The sequence below is a fragment of the Runella sp. MFBS21 genome (genome assembly GCF_029433105.1).
In the GTDB taxonomy this organism is placed as follows: domain Bacteria; phylum Bacteroidota; class Bacteroidia; order Cytophagales; family Spirosomataceae; genus Runella.
On sequence record NZ_JARNTW010000019.1, the window covers coordinates 91413 to 110575 of the forward strand.

Consider the following 19163-nt stretch of genomic DNA (forward strand, 5'->3'; position numbering starts at 1 on the left):
TAGCAAAATATAATAGAATTTCCTTTAAGATTGCCTCTTTTAAGGATTTTTAACGTTTAAATTTTGCCAACCCTTCATCCAAAAAGCGCGTAAACTCTTCGGCACTTGTGTAGCCTACGGGTTGGGTGAGTAGCTCTCCTTCGGGGGTTATTAAGCAATAAAACGGCTGAGCATTGTTGTTAAACTTAGTAATTTGCAAATCAGCGTTTTTCTCCCCTATCGTTGTTTTTTGTTTTTGGTCATAAGTCGAAACAAACTTCTTAGTATCAGGCAATTCCGTCTTATCATCTACGTACAACGAAGCTATCACAAAATCGTTTTTCAACCTTGTCAAAACCTCTGGTTGAGGCCATACATTGGCTTCCATTTTACGGCAGTTGGCACAGTTGAATCCCGTAAAATCAATAAAAACGGGTTTTCCGGCGGCTTTGGCTTGTGCAAGTGCTTGCTCGTACTCAAAATACCCTTCTAAGCCATGCGGCAAATGCGGCTTATTGCGATCTGTTATCGCCGAGGAACTGCTTGTCGTGCTGCTTCCTACGGCATTAGTCAAATAAAAATCTTGCGTTTGTTCAGGGGGCAACCAGCCCGAAAGTGCTCTCAAAGGCGCCCCAAACATACCTGGAATCATATAGACCACAAAAGCAAAAGTAGCCGACGAAATCAACAATCTCGGAATCGTAATGCCTTTGACGGGAGTGTCTTTGTCCATCCGTAGTTTGCCCAACACATAAAAGCCTATCAACGTAAACAACACAATCCAAAGTGCCAAGAAAATTTCACGGTCGAGTACATTCCAGCGGTAAGCGAGGTCGATATTTGATAAAAATTTGAGAGCCAATGCAAACTCCAATAAACCAAAAACTACTTTAAACTCATTGAGCCAACCGCCCGATTTAGGAAGACTTTTCAGAAACTTCGGAAACATGGCCAAGCCTGTAAATACCACCGCAAAAGGAAGTGAAAAGAAAATCATTCCCAACACAGGACGCATTACTTCGTTGCCTTTAGAAGCCAGAATAAGTAGCGTTCCGGCTATCGGGGCAGTACACGAAAATGATACTACTACCAAGGTAAGAGCCATGAAGAAAATACCAATCAAGCCACCTTTATCGGCTTGTTTGTCAACACTATTGACGAAAGAATTGGGTAATACAATTTCAAATAGACCTAAAAAAGATAAGCCAAAAAGGACAAATACCACAAAGAAGATGGCGTTGGGCAGCCAGTGGGTACTGATAAAATTGGCGGCTTGAGCACCTCCTACTCTTGATACCAAAAAGCCTAGAAGTGTAAAAATCGCCACAATCGAAAGGCCATACAATAACGCCTTGCTTGTACCGTGTTCTTGCTTCGTGAAATAACTCACCGTCATGGGCATGATAGGGTAAATACAAGGCATAAAAATCGACGCCAAACCTCCTAGAAAACACGCCAAAAGAAAACTCCAAAGCGACTCTTCGGGGTCTTCGACGGGAGCATCTGCTAGGTTGCTCGGCTCAGGGGCGGGAGAAAGGGGTGCCGCCGCCACCTCAGCATTTGCAGTAGGTTCTTCTTTAGAAGTTGCTACTTCGGGTTGGTCTGCTACTGCTGCGGAAGGTGTCTTGGTTTCTGCAACGACACCGTCTGTTTTTTCGGGGGCAGTAGCGGCTATAACTTTAAAAGCTGGAATTTTAAAATCAGCATTAGTCAGTACACATTGTCCGTCTTTCACGGTACAGGTTTGCCCTTCGATAGTTCCCTCTAAGATTGGGTTTTCTTTTAATATCTTTATTTTCTGAACAAAGGAAGCCTTGTCTTCTGCAATGCTTACATTTCCTTCCCAGATTTCATCGTATTTTTCATGAAATCCTACTGGTTTTATTTTTCCTACTACTTCAAACGTAGGGTTTTTCTTAAACTTAATCTCTGTTTTGGTAGGGCCTTCTGCTGGAAACTCACTAGAGTAAAGATACCACCCGTTGTCGATAGTAGCGGTAAACTTCACTTCTACCACTTCTCCTACTTTTACTTCTTTTTTAGGGCCTTCAAACGACCACTGAGCGTGGTTTTGGATTTGAGCAAAAAGGGGAGAAAATGCTATCAAAAGCATATAAAGCACAGAAATCTGTCTCATAAACTTACTTACCATTGTCTTTTTCATATCATAGTTAGGAATTGGCTCCTCTGAAGGTTATTTCTTTTTCTTTTCCAACGATTTGGCATCTACTTTTCTTACTACTTCATTCTTTAAAAACTTAATACGCCAAATCCCCAAATGTGTGGCGTCGTCCTTAAAACATTCCTTACAAATCATGTGGTCTTGGGGAATAGGAGAAGTATATATCAATACCGAATCTCCTAGTTTTTGAATGTTTGTGATTTGTGAAATTTTATTTTCGGCATTATATACATACGCATCTATTACTTCCTGCTCTTTACTAGAAAGATTAGGATTTTTGACGTCTTTTTGTCCCAGCAACATAATCTGCACTCCATATAAGGCCTCCAACGAATCTATTTTTTTGACGCCTTCGAGCTTACACAGCTTGGCTAGTTCTGCATTTGGAGACTGCCGCTGTGCTGATTCCCATGAGGCTTGAGCTTGCTTTACTATGCGTGCTCCCCAATCGTCCACTATGGCTACTACTTGCTGAGGAGTAACCCGCTTTATTTGCATACTTTTGATTTTATCTACTGCTTCTTTGGAGCCTTCCAGCCTCTGTTCTGAATGGCATCCGACAAAAAACAAGCCAAAACTTAATACGTACCCAATAAATAGTTTATGATTCACCGCAATTTTTTGGTTCAAAGTTAGTGCATTATCCTTAGCACCATAAAAACGCCGCGCGCTAATGTTTGGTTCAAGCCAAAATTTGGTAAATTGCCCTTTATGCTTAGTAATGTGTTTTTTGGAGTTTTGTTTTTCTAATAGCCATGACTTTCACAACCCTTCTTATCGACGACGAACCTCTCGCCCGCATACGCTTGCGCCGTCTCCTCTCCCAATTTGGCGATACTTTTGAAGTGATAGGAGAAGCAAGCAATGGAGCCGAAGGGCTTACTATGATTGAAAGTCTACGCCCTGCTCTTATCTTTCTCGACATCGAAATGCCCCTCTTAAATGGTTTTGAAATGCTAGCGCAGCTTTCGTTTATGCCTATGGTAATATTTGCTACAGCCTATGACCAATACGCCATCCGCGCTTTTGAGGAAAACTCTATCGACTACCTACTAAAACCCATTGAAAATGAAAGACTTACTAAAACTATTGAGAAACTTAAAAGTAGATGGGCCACCGCTCCGACCGACAGTACACCAAGCACAGGTTTTGATGCCAATTTGTTAAAATTAATTGAACAGCTCAAACCCAAAAAAGAACTTCATGCTATTTCGGTCAAATTTGCTGACAAAATCTTGCTCATTCCTTTTGAAGAAATCAGTTACTTTGAAGCGGAAGACAAATATGTATTTTTAGCAACCAAAGAAGGTCAAAAATACCTCACAAGCTATACAATCTCTGTTTTAGAAGAAAAACTGCCCTCTTACTTTGTCAGAATTAGCCGTGCAGCAATCCTTAATAGCCGTCATCTTAAGGAAGTTCAAAAACATTTTGACGGGAAATTTATCTTGGTTCTCAACGACAAAAAATCTACAAAACTTACCTCAGGGCAATCGTTCTCCGACAACATACGCAGTTTATTAGAACTTTAAAGTATTTGCAACCCCCCACTTCACAACTAAAAAACTTCTATTATTTCTCTCACGAGGGATTACCTTTTGATAACTGTGAATAAGTATAAACAAAAATAGAGGTGCGTATATACACCTCTATTTTTGTTTTTTAGTTCGTTGATGTAAATAACGCAACGCTTAAACTACTTACAATAACGTAATGAAGCTTTTGAAAACAGCCGCCAAACGCACTGCGTCGAAGATTCGCTGCTCCGAAGCACCATGCGATTTTACGGAAGCTTCGTGGGAAGTGACGCACATTTCACAACCATTAACCGCTGAAATCGCTAAACTCAACAGTTCAAAGAATTCTTTCCCCAAGACAGGATTCATCATGATAGACATCCGAATTCCTGCTTGCATATTGTTGTAGGATTCTTTGTTCATAAAATGCCGAAAACGATAAAATACGTTGTTGGCATTCATGAGCGATACACAAGCCGCTACCTCATTGAGCTCTTTTTCTGAAACTCCACGCTGCTGCGCCAATGCCTCCAAAGAGGCGATGAGAGCGGTTGATTTTTCGTTGATAGCAACACCCAAAGCCAACAATACAGCATCTTTTTCGCCCAAAGAAGGCGCTTTCAAGGCATTGGCAACGTTGATTTTGAGGTCTTTGATATACCGATGATCGGCCTCATTGAGACGATCTAAGAAAAGACTTTCAAACTCAGCAGGCAGATTTACTTCGGCCAGTAAGCTTTTTTTGGTTTCACTAATTGTTCCAAACATAGTTGTAGAAAGTTAGTAAAAGGAGCACTTCCCTTTTTATTGAAAATTTATGCTTGGAGCGTAGCTTCGCCTTGTTTCCAGTTGCAAGGACATAGTTCATCTGTTTGGAGAGCATCCAATACTCTCAATACTTCATCTACGTTACGTCCTACAGAAAGGTCGTTGGCCGAAACCCAACGAATGATACCTTGCGGGTCAACAATGTACGTAACACGATAAGCAATTTTTTCGTTGGCTTCCAAAATTCCCAATTCTTCGGCCAATGATTTGGAGGTATCGGCCAACATTGGAAATTTAAGCCCTGTCAAATCTTCGTGGTTTTTGCGCCATGCCAAATGCACAAACTCAGAATCGGTAGAAGCGCCAATAAGAATAGTATCGCGGTCTGAGAAATCCTCTACTTTTTGGTTGAAAGCGGCGATTTCGGTAGGACACACAAACGTGAAATCTTTAGGCCACCAAAACATAACCATCCATTTGTCGGCGTTTTTGTGGTCTTCTGAAGTTATATCATAAAATTCATTGCCTTTTTCCAAAGACACGACTGAAGTCTTTTTGAATGTGGGAAACTGAGCTCCCAATCCCAACATACGGCTAGCCATGATTGTTTTTATTTAATGGTGAAAATTATTTTTGTACAATTTCAATATTTATTTTAATCAAAATTACGCATTTTCATATTTGAAAAGTATAATTTTGATAACGATGCAAAACTGTACTAAATCACCTCTCATATCAAATCAATATTTTCTATTGATTGATAGATTTTATCAATATCTATTTTTAAAAAATTGATTTTGAGAGCATTACTTTTTGAAGCTACCCATAAAAAATCCCCAATATTGACCAAAGTCAGTAGTGGAAATTTAGGAAGATGACAAGAATGACGATACTCTGAGTTATTGTTGTCCAAAAACAAAATCCCCCAACTTTTTGAGTTGAGGGATTTCTGCAATATTATATATTATAATTTTTATGCTTTGTCTAAGCTTCCACCATACATGCTCCTACGGTCACGTTGGAGGTTTCATCTATCAAGATAGCCGCACCATTGGCACGATTGTTTTGATATGAATCGTAGGCCAATGGTTTTGCCGTACGAATCACCACTTTGGCCACGTCGTTTAGCTTGAGGCTTTCAACATCTTCCAATTGTTCATAATTGTTGATATCGATGCGGTATTCTATTCCTTTTATAGAACAACGAACGCGCGTAGTACCATGCTGGAGGGTGTATTTATTACCTACTTTTAGTTCCTTACGGTCGTCCATCCAACAAATCGTAGCTTCTACGTCTTGGCTTAACACTGGCTGATTGCCATTGCCACTAATCAAATCACCACGGCTAATATCTACATCCGTTTCAAGCAAAAGAGTCACCGATTGAGGTGCCGAGGCTTCTTCTACTTCTTCTCCATATATTTCAATTTTGGAAATTTTGGAGGTTTGCTCCGAAGGAAGTACGGTGATAGGGTCTCCTTTTCGGAAAACACCGCTTTGAATCCGCCCTGCATATCCCCGATAATCGTGCAACTCTTCGGTTTGAGGGCGAAGCACATACTGTACCGAAAAACGCGCATCAGTCAGGTTAAGGTCGTTTAGTACGTCCACATTTTCGAGATAATGAAGCATTGTTTCGCCCGTATACCAAGGCGTCGCTTCAGATTTATCAACGATATTGTCACCAGCCAAAGCACTTACAGGAATGATTTTGAGGTCTTTGATATTGAGTTTGCTAGCTAGTTTTTGGTATTCTTGCGCTATTTGCAAAAATACATCCTCCGAATACCCCACTAAGTCCATTTTATTGACAGCCACTACAATATGCGGAATACCCAGCAACGAAGCAATAAGAGAGTGGCGGCGAGTTTGCTCTACAACCCCTTGACGCGCATCAATCAGGATGATGGCCAAGTCGGCATTAGAAGCACCCGTCACCATATTGCGAGTATACTGAATATGCCCTGGTGCATCTATACTAATAAACTTACGATTGGGCGTTTGAAAATATTTGTAAGCGACATCAATCGTAATTCCTTGCTCTCGCTCCGAACGAAGCCCGTCGGTCAATAATGCCAAATCAATTTCGCCATCGCCTCTGGTTTTGCTGGCACGTTCTACGGCCTCCATTTGGTCGGCCAAAATACTTTTTGTATCGTAAAGCAAGCGGCCAATAAGGGTACTTTTACCGTCGTCAACACTACCTGCGGTTATAAATCTTAGAATGTCCATAGCCCCTAAATCCCCAATGAGGATTTTTTTATTATTTTAAATATTTATTTTTAACTACCCTACCAGACAACTGCCACTGCGGGGTAATGAAAGAAATTTAAAAATATCCACCCTTTTTGCGGTCTTCCATAGCCGCCTCGGTTTGTTGGTCATCGATACGGGTTTCACCACGCTCGCTGATACGCGTAGCCTTGATTTCGTTGACTACTTTTTCGATAGTATCGGCCTCTGATTCTACTGCTGCCGTACAAGTCATATCTCCTACCGTGCGAAAACGTACGGTCTTAGTCACTATGACATCGGCCTCATCTTTGTAAATAAAATCGGCATTGGCTAGTAAATTACCATCGCGCAAAATCATTTCGCGCTGATGTGAAAAGTAAATGGTAGGTAGCGGAATTTTTTCACGTTCGATATACGACCATACGTCTAGTTCGGTCCAGTTCGAAATCGGGAACGCCCGTACGTTTTCTCCTTTGCTAATTTTGCCATTAAACAAATTCCACAATTCTGGCCGCTGACGTTTGGGGTCCCATTGCCCAAATTCATCACGGAAAGAAAAAATACGTTCTTTGGCCCGTGCTTTTTCTTCGTCGCGGCGGGCACCTCCAATACAGGCATCAAACTCAAACTCTTCGATAGTATCTAGCAAGGTGTAAGTTTGGAGCCAATTGCGCGTAGCATTTTTCCCCGTTTGTTCTTTTAAGCCTTTGGCTTTGATTGTATCTTCTACCTGACGCACAATCAGTTTGGCCCCTACTTCATTGGCTAGCCAATCGCGGTATTGAATGGCTTCGGGGAAGTTGTGCCCTGTATCAATATGTACTAAAGGAAAAGGGATTTTGCCCGGAGCAAATGCCTTTTGTGCTAAACGAACAAGCGTGATTGAATCTTTTCCGCCCGAAAACAACAAGGCAGGACGCTCAAATTGCCCCGCTACCTCACGCATGATATAGATAGCTTCGGATTCGAGTTGGTCTAGATAATTTTTACGCTGACTACTAGACTCTAAATTTTGGGTATTTGACATGATATATCGTGTCTGATTTTCTAATTTACTTTTACAAAGAGTGGCTTCTATTGACTATCTCGCATGTAAGCCGCATTCTTTTTTGCTCTCGTCTTCCCACCACCAGCGCCCCGCTCTGAAATCTTCGCCTTCACGAATGGCACGAGTACAAGGAGCACATCCAATACTTACAAACCCTTTGTCATGTAGAGGGTTATAGGGCACATTGTGAGATTTTACATAATTTTTTACTTCTTCAAAAGTCCAATTCAGCAAGGGATTGAACTTAAACAAATCATGCCCCCCATCCCATTCAATGGCCTGCATATCTGTACGGTTGGGCGATTGCTCCGCTCTGATACCAGTCACCCAAACTTTGACTCCTTGCAAAGCACGATTGAGCGGTTCTACTTTGCGGATAAAACAACATTCTTTGCGATTTTCAATAGACTCATAGAAACTCAATGGGCCTTTTTCGGTCAACAATTTCTCAACGGCATCATTTTTCGGAAAAAGCACTTCAATTTTTGAATCATAGCGATTATTCGTTTTCTGCAACGTCATGTATGTTTCGGGAAACATACGCCCTGTATCTAGTGTAAAAATGCGGATATCAAGTGCATTCCCCAAAATCATGTCTGTTATTACTTGGTCTTCGTAGCCCAAACTAGTCGAAAAAGCTACTTGTCCGGGAAACATCTCTGCCAACAAACGCAATGATTCCACTTCTGTTTTGCCTTGTAGTTGTGCTAGCAACGACGAAGCTGTATGAGAAAATACCTCTGTCTGCATTTTAATTCTATCGAATTTGTATTGTATATTAATTTCTAAACAAGAGTGTTGGAAGGGTCTCTTAAACGACGAGCCACTTCAACTATAAAACTAACCAGCAACCAATGAGGAGATTTGTACTGCCTTAACATTCTTTTGCTACTTATTGGTTCGTTAGTGTTTTGTTTTATACAATTTCCTCAACCTATCATTTTTTCCTAGACTCGTATTGCCTTTATGGATAGTGAAAGTGAGGAAATTGTAGGCTTATATATCTTCTACACTTTAGCCGCAATCGCCTCAGCGCTTACTACAGCTGCTTGCGTAAAATCTTCTATCAAATCTTCGACCGCTTCCAAACCTACCGAAATACGAATAAGGCCTTCTGTAATACCCAAAGAAGCTTTTTCGTCGGGTTTAAGCTTGGAATGAGTCGTGGTAAAAGGATTGGTAATAATCGTGCGCGTATCTCCTAAATTGGATGATAAAGTAGGGATTTTGAGGGCTTTCATAAAAGCACTCACTCGCTCAAAACCACCTTCAAGTTCAATCGTCACAATCGCCCCACCTGCATTCATTTGAGCTTTGGCAAGCTCATATTGAGCATGGCTTGGCAAATAAGGGTAATTCACCTTTTTGACTTCGGGCAGTGCTTCAAGCGCTTCGGCCAAGCGCAGTGCATTTTGGCTATGACGCTCCATGCGAAGCTCAAGCGTTTCGAGGCTTTTGCTCAAAGTCCAAGCATTGAAAGGCGACATTGACGGGCCTGTATGACGGCAGAAAAAGCGAATCGGAGCGATGTATTCTGCTTTTCCGACCACAACCCCTCCTAGTACACGTCCTTGTCCGTCCATAAATTTAGTAGCTGAGTGAACAATCAAATCTGCTCCAAAATCGGCAGGGGTTTGGATAATCGGCGTTGCAAAGCAGTTGTCAACGTTAAAAATCAAGTTATGTTTTTTGCAAATGCGCCCAATCATTTCCAAATCGACCAACTCTAGCCCCGGATTAGAAGGAGTTTCTAGATATATCATGCGGCTATTGGGTTGTACGGCGGCTTCCCATGCTTCTTCAGATGCATCAGCGTCCAAATAAGTATAAGTAATGCCCCATTTAGTCAAAATCTGCGTAATAATCTGATGCGCCGAACCAAACAATGCCCGACATGCAATGATATGATCGCCCGATTTGAGAATCCCTGCCATGCTTGCAAAAACAGCCGCCATCCCTGTAGCAGTAGCAAGCCCGTCTTCCGCACCTTCTAGCATACATACTTTATCCACAAACTCCTGAACACTAGGATTTGAAAAACGACTGTAAATATTGCCTTCTTCTGTTTCATCAAAAAGTGCCTTGCCTTGCTCGGCCGATTCGAATGAAAAGCTAGAAGTAAGAAACAAAGGCGTCGAATGCTCGCGGTATTGTGTCTTTTTGGTTTGGGTGCGTATTGCTTTAGTCTGACGTTTCATAATTGAGATAAGTCATGAGATAGTCGTAAAATCAAGAACGAGAAGGGAATACCTGCTTTGGAATTTTACGGCTAGCAGTGGGTTTTATATACAGGGTTACAACAGAACCGTTAAAATATTTCGCAAACTTACGATAATTACTACTAATCCGACCATAATCATCATAGCTTTTATGGGCAAGCGGCGTGATAAATGAGCCGCAATAGGAGCCGCAATCGTACCGCCTAAAATCAAACCAACGATAATCTGCCAGTGAGAGAGACCTATCAACATCACAAACGTAACAGAGCTAGCCAATGACACAAAAAACTCAGCCAAGTTGACAGAGCCAATGGTATATTTGGGATGCCGCCCGCTTGCAATCAAGCTCGAAGATACAATGGGTCCCCATCCACCGCCGCCGATAGCGTCCATAGTACCACCAAACAATGCCAACAATCCTACTTTTTTAATAGGTTTTTTCTTAATACGCTTTTGTAGTGCTTTTTGAATAATCAAAATCCCCAAAATCAAGGTGTAAACGGCCACGATAGGTTTGATGAAATGGGCATATTGCTCTAAAGAGGTAAGTACATAAGCCCCCAAAGCAGCCCCTATGACACCAGGGATAAGCAATATTTTAAACAATTTGCTATTTACATTCCCAAACTTTAAGTGCATATAGCCAGACACCCCACTCGTAAAGATTTCGGACGAATGCACACTTGCACTTACTGCCGAAGGCGGAATCCCAAGGGTCAGCAAGAAAGTAGTCGCTGTCACACCATAGGCCATTCCTAGCGCCCCGTCAATCATCTGAGCTACAAAGCCTGCTAGAAGAAAATAAAAAACTTCGTCGGTAATTTGGAGTGTTTGTCCGATAAGGGTGATACGCTCAATCGTAAAATAACTGAACACCCAATGCCCCACTACCATCAATGCCAAAGCCGCAAAGATATTCATGGCGATTTCGGAGCGAGTACGTTGGCGCAATATGGGAGTTAGGAACTTATCTAAAACCCACTGAAGGGTCCCTTTGGGTTGAGCACCGACCTTTGAAGGACTTGAAGTAGTATAAAAAACATCCGACTCTTGCGGTAAGTCTTTCAACAAAACCTTGAGCCCTTGCTCACGAGCCAAAACTGCCAAACGGCGGTCTTCGGTAGCATCACCTGTGGCAATACACGCTATCTGTACACTTTCCCATGCGGCTTGCTCCACGGTATCGTTTTCTATGTTTTTATTTATACCCAAAACTAGATATACTATATTGATTTTATAGAAATAAAGACCTAAATTAAATGCCACGCGTGTGACGTGGCATTACAAAAGTAGAGGCAATATTTAAAAAGTCCAAAAATTACGCTAAAAAACTTGTCAAATTCTTATAAAGATACGGTTTCGGTACATCCAATGTAGAATCAGCCACTCGACAGTGAGTATTGCAGTTCCTCTCACCAAAGATTCGTAGTTAAGTCCTAAGATTTGATCGTAGGTTTTGGAAATATGAATTTGAAACGAATGATGGATAAATTCTACGATTGTGTGCGAGATAATGTAAGCAGCGATAGAATTCATACCGATTACCATCAGCCAAAAGAAAGCTTTCTTATACCCTTTGATATCTACTATCCAGTAGAAAAAAGCCAACAAAATAAAACACCAACCTCCGCTAAAAATAGTCCATGTAGGAGTCCAAATACGTTTTACATTGGGGCATATTCCTGTCCAATTGAGCAGCAGTCCAGTCCCTAAAAGTCCAATTCCTATCAATCCAAAACGCTTAACTTTTTCAAGGGGAGCTTCTTCATCTTTGAGCCACTGCCCTGCCAATAACCCCAAAATCATGGTACCAAGCGTAGGGATAAAACTAAGCGTCGAATAGCCTCCACCATTTCGGATAAAAGGCTTTTCGCGAGGGAAGAGATTCATAAACCACTGGTCAAAAGCCCAGGCAGCATTGGTATTTTTGTTCCAATGAGCTGCAAAGCCTGATAAATTGTGTTCCCAATCGGATGCTACACCTACGGCGGCATAATCAAAATTAGCATCAGGAAGTGGATACAAAGCAAACACCAACCAATATCCTACTAAAATAGTGCACAATGCAATAACTTGGGTTTTGAAAGAACGAAAACCAAGCCAAAACAAGATAGGATATCCAAGCCCTATCTGCGTTAAGGTATCTTCAAAAGTAAAATTGGTTTGCTCGCGATGCGTAGAACGCAAGAAAATTCCTAAAAAAATCAAAATCAATGACCGCTTAAGGGTATGCCCAAACATATCCTTGAACGATTGTCCTTTGGCCAGCCGGCTAGCCACCGAATAAGGTAAGGCTACCCCCACCAAAAAAGAAAAAGAGGGTTGAATCAAATCATGTAACGAACAGCCTACCCAATCAACGTGATCTTGATGATAGGCTAAAAATGCCCAAAAACTACTTTCAGGCAATGCTTTGGAAACATGACCAAATTCGAGAACTTCGGCCATCATCAAAAACATAACAAAACCACGGTAAACATCTACCGACGAAACACGAGTAGGTATAGTAGGAGCCATAAAATGAAAAAGGGTTTAGTACCGCTAAAAGTACGTTAATGAGCATTTATAATACCCCAACGAACTATGTAATCCAGTATCCTGTTTTTGATAGTACTTACCAATCTTGCTTTTATACCCATTTTCCTTTGAAAAATATGCTCTTTGTTTTCGCTATACTCCTACTTTTGGGGACTATTTTTTATTTTTTTATGTATGACAACTTTGAATGGAAAGTTGCGCAATATCGTACAAACCCTGACTTACGCATTGTAAGAGATGACTGGAAAGGAAATCCTGTTAATCCAGAAGGTAGGTTTCTAAACGAAAACTTACAGCCTCTACCTGGATTTCGAGAGTTATGGAAATGGCAAACCGAAACCAATCCCCAAAAAGCAGAAAAGAAAGCCGATACTTTTAGACTAAAAGTAATTCATAACAATGATTTTTTGCACTCTCATGATGATGGCATCATGTGGCTAGGTCATGCTAGTTTTTTTATCCGAATCAATGGTGTCAACATCATCACTGACCCTGTACTTGAAAGTCCTTCTCCTCTTATGAAGCGCTATTCTGCGCTTCCTGTGGATGTAGCGGAGTTAAAAAACCTTGATTATATTCTCATTTCTCACGATCACCGCGATCATTGCGACGAAAAAAGCCTCAAGATACTGGCTTCTCAAAATCCCAATGCTACCTATCTTACGGGCTTGGGATTAGATAAATTATTGTTTGCTTTTACAAAAAGTACCAAAATCCAAAGCGCAGGCTGGTACCAAGCTTATCAGACAGATACATCAAAAATAGAGATTATTTATCTGCCTGCTCAGCACTGGGCAAGGCGCTATTTCAACGACACCAACAAAAGCCTGTGGGGAGCTTACTTAATACGCGCCAATGGCAAAAGTATATATTTTGGAGCAGACTCAGGATATAGCACTCACTATCAAGATTTTGGAAAATATTTTAAAGAAGTAGATGTGGCCTTATTGGGGGTGGGAGCTTATAAGCCAGAGTGGTTTATGGCAGCAAGTCATGCAGGACCTGCCGAGGCTCTCAAAGCCGCCCAAGATATGAACGCTCGACGTTTTGTACCTATGCATTATGGTACTTTCGACTTGTCGGACGAACCCTTAGGTGATGCTTATCGTGCTTTGAAAAACCTAAAAAAAGAACCTCAATACCAAGATTTGATTGTGTTGGCAGATATTGGCGAATCCATCAAAATATAAAACAAATGAGAGCACTTTCGTACTCTCATTTGTAGAAATGTCTATCTAAATTGCTTAATTCACCGTGGTTTTAAATGCCTTTTTAGCCGCTAAATCGTGAGCGGTGTCATAGTATGAGCGAAGGTTACTCCAATCAAATACATCAGACATATTTTCTACTTTATTGCGTTGTTGGATACGTTCGCGAAGATTCATCCTCACAAACTTGAAGAGAATATTGGCCAATTGGTCGGCTGCTTGGTCAAAGTTTTGGGTTTTACGATTAATGACATAAATCCCACGATTTTCGTAATCACGCATGATTTGCATGATAAAATCTCCAAAACCCGACAAATCGCTCGTGACCGTAGGAATCCCTCTTACCACGCATTCAAGCGGAGTATATCCCCAAGGTTCATAATAACTTGGAAATATTCCCAAATGACATCCTCTAACAAACTGCCCATAGTCTAATCCAAAAAGAGGATTAGTAGAAGCAATAAAATCGGGGTGATACACGATTTTGACGCGATCTTGTTCATGATTTTTCAATCCCGATTGTTCACAATATTCTGTAATTGAATCAGGTGATTTCAGATCGTGCGTAACATAAGGAGGCAAGCGTTTGGTTTTCCAAGTTTGGATAGTTCGACGAAGGCGTAAACGCCAATATTCATCTACAAACTGATTCAAATCAGGCAAATGATGATCTGTAGAAGAAGCCGAGGCCAAAAATAGCTTATCACCCAACTGTTTTTCGATAGCTTCACAGGTATCTTGGATTTCTCCCAATACCGCTCGCGACTGAAGCACATCAGGATTGATAGAATGGTAAGGTTGGCGAGTCACAATAAACATCACCACCGTCATATCCATTTTAGCCTGTACCATTTTCCAATTGAGGCGCGCCAAAGCTTCCAATGTAATATCATAGCCTTTGTTGACATACTCATAACGCCCCGAAGTGAAGAAGTAGAGGGTTTTATCCAAGTTGAAAGAATAACTTTGAAAAAAATGCCCCATGATAAACTTATGGATATTCTCCTTGTATTTCATGTGCAGGTTTTGGAATTCATGTACTGCGGCAAAACGCTGAATATTGAGTCCATTGGGCAAAACTAAATCGGGATATTTACCCAAAAACACCTCACATTCGCGAGCAGTGACATCGCTGACGGTAGTACTTACGTGCGCGCTCAAGTAAGCCAAACGCTCTATAGTAGCCTGAGCTTCGATATTATAATAGCGAGCCTCATGTTTCCAATCAAAATAAGGGAGTTTATGATAAAAATCGCGCTCATTGGAGGCAATATATCTTCCCAGCATAGTAGCATGAGTCGTAAATACAGTAGCAATCTTGACGTCGTTGCGGCGCAAATCTGGCAATCCTGAGCTTGCCATCCATTCGTGAAAATGAGCCGTAATTTCAAACTTACGGGCATAATCTTCCGCAAATTGAGTCAAGAAAATACGTACCATCTCTCCAAAAGCAATAGTCTGATTGACTAAGTCTTCGATATTTACGGTAGATATTTGGTGGTATTCCCAAAGCTCATATTTGATACGATTGAGCTGCCCCATCATACTACGAATATCAAACAATACTACTCTAGGCTTACCTGTAATGAGCCAATAGCCATATTCTACCGCCAAGCCCGCTTCCCGCATTTTTTCGACGGTTTGATAAATCCCCGAACCATCATCGGAAGTGATAGGCTCGTATTCGGTAAGAGCCCGCTGTGGGAAATAAGGACCCAAACAGACGTAGTCGTCCTCCCATTGATCCACCATCGCCGGAACCTTGCTGCGAATCACGGTATAAATTCCACCCACTTGGTTGCAGACTTCCCAAGCAACTTCAAACAAAAGGGACTTTTTTGCTTTTTTTTCCACGGTAAAGCGAAGTTTTTAATGTACAATTTTTAATTCAAAATGTACAATTTTTTAGATTTTAAAATGCAATAATAATGCTTATTTAATTTTTGCCAATTAAAATTAAGATTTATGACAATGATTTTTCAAAAGCATACACAGGCCGCCTATCGAATGAATTAAAATGCCATCAAAGTGTCTATAGCAAACATCATTATGCTTTTTTAAAACAAGTATTTTGTTCATAACGTCTTTCTTGAAAGGCTTTACTAGGTAAGTTTCTAATGATAGAAAACATCCCTAATAGTAGAAAAATAACTCTTCTATACATAAGAGCGTTTTTCTATCCCAATACTATGAAAAATTATGATACTATCGCCAATTGTGGCGTTTGAATTTTGGAGTCCCTACATTTATTAAACTTTGAAGAGATACCCAACCCCTTTTAAAGTAACTATTTCGAGAGCCGTATCTTCTCGAAAATAATCGCGCAGGCGGGTAATGTACACATCCAGATTACGGGAATTGAAGAAAGAATCATCGCCCCATACGCGCTTCAAAATATCGCGGCGACTAACGGTAGAATTGCGGTTTTCGGCCAAAATAGATAGCAGCTCGGTTTCTCGGTGAGAAAGCTTACGAATCACTTCAGCCCGATGTAGCTCGTACTTGTGAGGAAAAAAGGTGTATGCTCCCAGCACTACTCCCTCTTTCGTAGGCATTGTCTTTTTTTGAAGCGTAAGATTGAGGATATTTTGTATTCTTACGATGAGTTCTTCCATGCTAAAAGGCTTTCGGATATAATCGTTACCGCCACTCTGAAAGCCCTTTAGCACATCTTCGGTTTGGGTTTTGGCAGTCAAAAATATAATTGGTATCGCTGGATTTACTTGTCTGATGTCGTGCGCCAAGGAGTAGCCATCACGATGCGGAAGCATAATATCTAATACACAAACCATCGGCTCAAACGCCCTAAACTGCGCCATAACTTCTCTCCCATCAGCAACCATACATACCTCGAAGCCCCGACTTTCGAGGCTTTCTTTTACTATTTTCCCCAAAAAAGGTTCGTCTTCAACGTACAGAATTTTAGCCATTGTTTTTTAAAGTGATTTGCGAGGGAGTGTGATGACAAATACACTGCCTTTGCCTTCTTCACTTTTTAAGTTAATACTTCCTGCGTGCTCTTTTACCACCGACGCCACATAACTCAACCCTAAACCATATCCTTTGACATTGTGGGTGTTGCCAGTAGGTACTCTGAAAAATTTCTCAAAGATTTTTGATTGATATTCCGCTGGAATACCTATGCCTTCATCGCTCACCGAAAAGCTAATTTCAGTATCCTTCTCCGTCAGATGCAGTTTCAATTGAGGTTTATTTTCACTGTACTTAATGGCGTTGTCGAGTAAGTTATAGACTACATTGGTAAGATGAATTTTATCCCCCCAAAATACAAAGTTCTCTCCAGAGGTTTGATAATGTACGGTAGCTCCACATTTTTCAAACTGTAATTTCATTGAATTCACTACCTGCCCCACTAGCTCCTTCATCTCCAATTCTTCGCGGGTGAGGGTCAATCCTTGCTGCTCAAAAGTCGCCATTTTCAATACTTTATCTACCAGCAAAGTGAGTCTATTGAGTTCATTTTTAGAAATTTCCAAATACTCTTTTGTGAGTTGCGGATTTTGAGCTGCGCCAAAGTTTTGCAAAGCTTCAATCGCTACACTGACTGTGGCGATGGGAGTTTTGAGTTCGTGAGTTACGTTGCTGATAAAATCGTTTTTAAGTGCCGTAAGTCGTCGCTGTTGTCGTAAGTTGCGATAAATCGCCCCAAAAGCAAGGGCGGTAATCGTTAACAAGAAAACTGAAAAAAGTGCTTGTGGGACAATTTTTTTCAACAAAAAAACTTCATAATCTTTAAACGCTGCCCTGTACGTACTTCCCAATGGCATAGTGCTTGCCACTTCAGAAGTAAGAAGCTCTTGGGGCAAAAAAGTAGTATCGCCGGCCAAAGCTTTTCCTTGACGGACTACCCGAAAAGGAACTTCAATTTTGGATTTTTGGATTAGCCCTTTGTACTGGACTTGTATTTCGGGGATTTTGAGCGAATCTGCATCAAATCGAATCACAAAATTATTTTCAACATGACGACTTTTGGTTTTCGGCATCTCTTCCTCCCGCCTAGGTGGTGAAGCTAAACTGTCGTTTATGATTGACAATTGAAGTTTGTCGGATTTCGAAAATCGCACATTTCCCCGAATGCTATCTTTGGCATCTCGCAAATACAGCATGACCCTAGCCACTTTACCCACGAGTTTTTGGGCACTATCATGTTCGATAGCTCTCTGGACTATCACCACTTGTGGGTACGGAGCAGCAGCTGTATCTTTCAACTTAACTCTTGTAAAATCAATAGGATTGCCACGATGGATTCTAATAGACTCAATATTTTTGGGGTCGATGTTTGCGAGACTCGTTTTTTGAAAAGCAATAAAGCTATCCCGCAGCTGTTGTTGAAGCAACTGCCCTAGGTGCCCTACCACTACACTATCATTGGAGGAAGGCTCTAAAGCCACTTTTTTGTCCTTCCCCTTTTTAGGGTCTACAGTAGAGCTAAAATTGACCGATACTTTAGTAGATATACCCACTGTAGCCCCGGAGTCTATATTTAATTTCAAAGGCTTTTTAGTAGACAACTTTATTTTTTTCTGAATCAAAGAATCTTCTAAGGCTTGAATAGTATTCTTAAATAAAATATCTGCTTCTTTTTGAAGGATTGTTTTTTGTTCACTGTATTCTTTGTAAAGCCAAAATGCTTGAAAAGCCGCTAGCAAAATCATGCTAGCGACCATCAAAGTAAGCGATATAGTATTGGGTTTGTATAGCTTCATCTTAGTTTCGGATGATTCTAATACCGCCTTGTCCGCCCATTTCTTTCATAAACTCATCCCTTTTTTTATTAAACTCTGCCTCCGTTATTTTTTTACCTCCGGTGGGGGTTCTCAGGTCAGCATTACTTAGTTTTTTAAAATCGATTTTGGTCATGTTATAAATCATATCGCCGTCATTGACATCTACTTCCAAAATCAAGCCTGGTAAGCCTCCAAAGCCCACAGGGCCACTTGGAACAGGAATCGCCTCCGCAAACCACGCCACTATTGGCTGATTAGTGGCTTTGTTGGTCATGGTAGCTTTAAGACAATCATAGCCCTGAATTTTTTTGGTATCTCCAGTGAGTTTCCAAGGCATTCGACGGAGCGTGTCTTCTATCAAAAACTTCTGTCCCGCTAGCTCTCTTAGTTCTATGGAGCGCTGCGTTTCGTAATTGCGATAAGTCTCGTTTTGGGGAGCTCTTAATACCATTCTTACAGTAGCCCCATTTCCATCTGAGGATTCATTTTCTTCGTTGGGCTGTTGGTCGGCGGCTTTAAACAATGATTCTGATGCCCGTATAGTAAGTTGCATTTTGTTGGTACGAAATTCGGGCATCATGGCTTTCATCGACTCATCTTGCATGCGTTTGTGCATATTGATTTTTTGGTCATAAAACACCACTCCTTCATTTTGTTGGCCATAGCCGTATATTGCTGTACTTATTCCGACTAGCAAAGTTAAGATTTTCTTTTTCATTGA

General features: G+C 41.1%; 16 protein-coding genes. 2 read left to right on the forward strand and 14 right to left on the reverse strand.

The window, feature by feature from the left end; all coding sequences use genetic code 11:
• Positions 1-49 precede the first annotated feature (49 nt).
• Both P1X15_RS25610 and P1X15_RS25615 read right to left on the reverse strand, forming a co-directional pair.
• Positions 50-2143 carry a protein-disulfide reductase DsbD gene (locus tag P1X15_RS25610; RefSeq protein WP_277340989.1) on the reverse strand — a complete coding sequence of 698 codons (2094 nt, stop codon included), beginning with the start codon at positions 2141-2143 and terminating at the stop codon, positions 50-52.
• A 30-nt stretch (positions 2144-2173) separates the two neighbouring features.
• The gene (locus P1X15_RS25615; protein ID WP_277340990.1) at positions 2174-2773 is read right to left on the reverse strand and encodes a hypothetical protein; all 600 of its coding nucleotides are present in this window, start codon (positions 2771-2773) and stop codon (positions 2174-2176) included.
• Positions 2774-2916: 143 nt separating this feature from the next.
• Between P1X15_RS25615 and P1X15_RS25620 the strand changes: the two genes are divergently transcribed.
• Positions 2917-3693, forward strand: coding sequence for a LytTR family DNA-binding domain-containing protein (locus tag P1X15_RS25620; RefSeq protein ID WP_277340991.1), 777 nt, complete (start codon positions 2917-2919; stop codon positions 3691-3693).
• 168 nt (positions 3694-3861) lie between these two features.
• On the opposite strand, the gene P1X15_RS25625 is transcribed toward P1X15_RS25620, so the two are convergent.
• The 8 genes from P1X15_RS25625 to P1X15_RS25660 form a co-directional block, all read right to left on the reverse strand.
• Complete coding sequence (locus tag P1X15_RS25625) at positions 3862-4446, reverse strand: carboxymuconolactone decarboxylase family protein (protein ID WP_277340992.1); 585 nt, start codon at positions 4444-4446, stop codon at positions 3862-3864.
• A gap of 47 nt (positions 4447-4493) precedes the next feature.
• On the reverse strand, positions 4494-5036 hold the full coding sequence (locus P1X15_RS25630) for a peroxiredoxin (protein ID WP_409049707.1): 543 nt from the start codon (positions 5034-5036) through the stop codon (positions 4494-4496).
• Positions 5037-5430: 394 nt separating this feature from the next.
• Entirely contained in the window at positions 5431-6678 is a 1248-nt protein-coding gene (locus P1X15_RS25635; RefSeq protein WP_277340994.1) for a sulfate adenylyltransferase subunit 1, read from the reverse strand.
• Between the two features lie 97 nt (positions 6679-6775).
• Complete coding sequence (gene cysD / locus P1X15_RS25640) at positions 6776-7708, reverse strand: sulfate adenylyltransferase subunit CysD (RefSeq protein WP_028663768.1); 933 nt, start codon at positions 7706-7708, stop codon at positions 6776-6778.
• Between the two features lie 54 nt (positions 7709-7762).
• Positions 7763-8479, reverse strand: a complete 717-nt coding sequence (locus P1X15_RS25645) for a phosphoadenylyl-sulfate reductase (protein WP_277340995.1) — start codon at positions 8477-8479, stop codon at positions 7763-7765.
• Positions 8480-8736: 257 nt separating this feature from the next.
• Positions 8737-9927: a PLP-dependent aspartate aminotransferase family protein gene (locus tag P1X15_RS25650; RefSeq protein ID WP_277340996.1), complete on the reverse strand. Its 1191-nt coding sequence runs from the start codon at positions 9925-9927 to the stop codon at positions 8737-8739.
• 96 nt (positions 9928-10023) lie between these two features.
• On the reverse strand, positions 10024-11214 hold the full coding sequence (locus P1X15_RS25655; RefSeq protein ID WP_277340997.1) for a sulfite exporter TauE/SafE family protein: 1191 nt from the start codon (positions 11212-11214) through the stop codon (positions 10024-10026).
• 69 nt (positions 11215-11283) lie between these two features.
• The gene (locus P1X15_RS25660) at positions 11284-12465 is read right to left on the reverse strand and encodes an acyltransferase family protein (protein ID WP_277340998.1); all 1182 of its coding nucleotides are present in this window, start codon (positions 12463-12465) and stop codon (positions 11284-11286) included.
• 137 nt (positions 12466-12602) lie between these two features.
• Between P1X15_RS25660 and P1X15_RS25665 the strand changes: the two genes are divergently transcribed.
• Entirely contained in the window at positions 12603-13676 is a 1074-nt protein-coding gene (locus tag P1X15_RS25665; protein ID WP_277340999.1) for an MBL fold metallo-hydrolase, read from the forward strand.
• A gap of 54 nt (positions 13677-13730) precedes the next feature.
• Here P1X15_RS25665 and P1X15_RS25670 read toward each other — a convergent pair whose 3' ends face one another.
• The 4 genes from P1X15_RS25670 to P1X15_RS25685 form a co-directional block, all read right to left on the reverse strand.
• The gene (locus P1X15_RS25670) at positions 13731-15548 is read right to left on the reverse strand and encodes a glycogen synthase (protein WP_277341000.1); all 1818 of its coding nucleotides are present in this window, start codon (positions 15546-15548) and stop codon (positions 13731-13733) included.
• A 395-nt stretch (positions 15549-15943) separates the two neighbouring features.
• Entirely contained in the window at positions 15944-16624 is a 681-nt protein-coding gene (locus tag P1X15_RS25675) for a response regulator transcription factor (protein ID WP_277341001.1), read from the reverse strand.
• Positions 16625-16630: 6 nt separating this feature from the next.
• A complete protein-coding gene (locus P1X15_RS25680; protein WP_277341002.1) occupies positions 16631-18421 on the reverse strand; it encodes a cell wall metabolism sensor histidine kinase WalK in 1791 nt (596 codons plus the stop codon).
• 1 nt (position 18422) lies between these two features.
• On the reverse strand, positions 18423-19160 hold the full coding sequence (locus P1X15_RS25685; protein ID WP_277341003.1) for a GLPGLI family protein: 738 nt from the start codon (positions 19158-19160) through the stop codon (positions 18423-18425).
• Between the last annotated feature and the right edge of the window lie 3 nt (positions 19161-19163).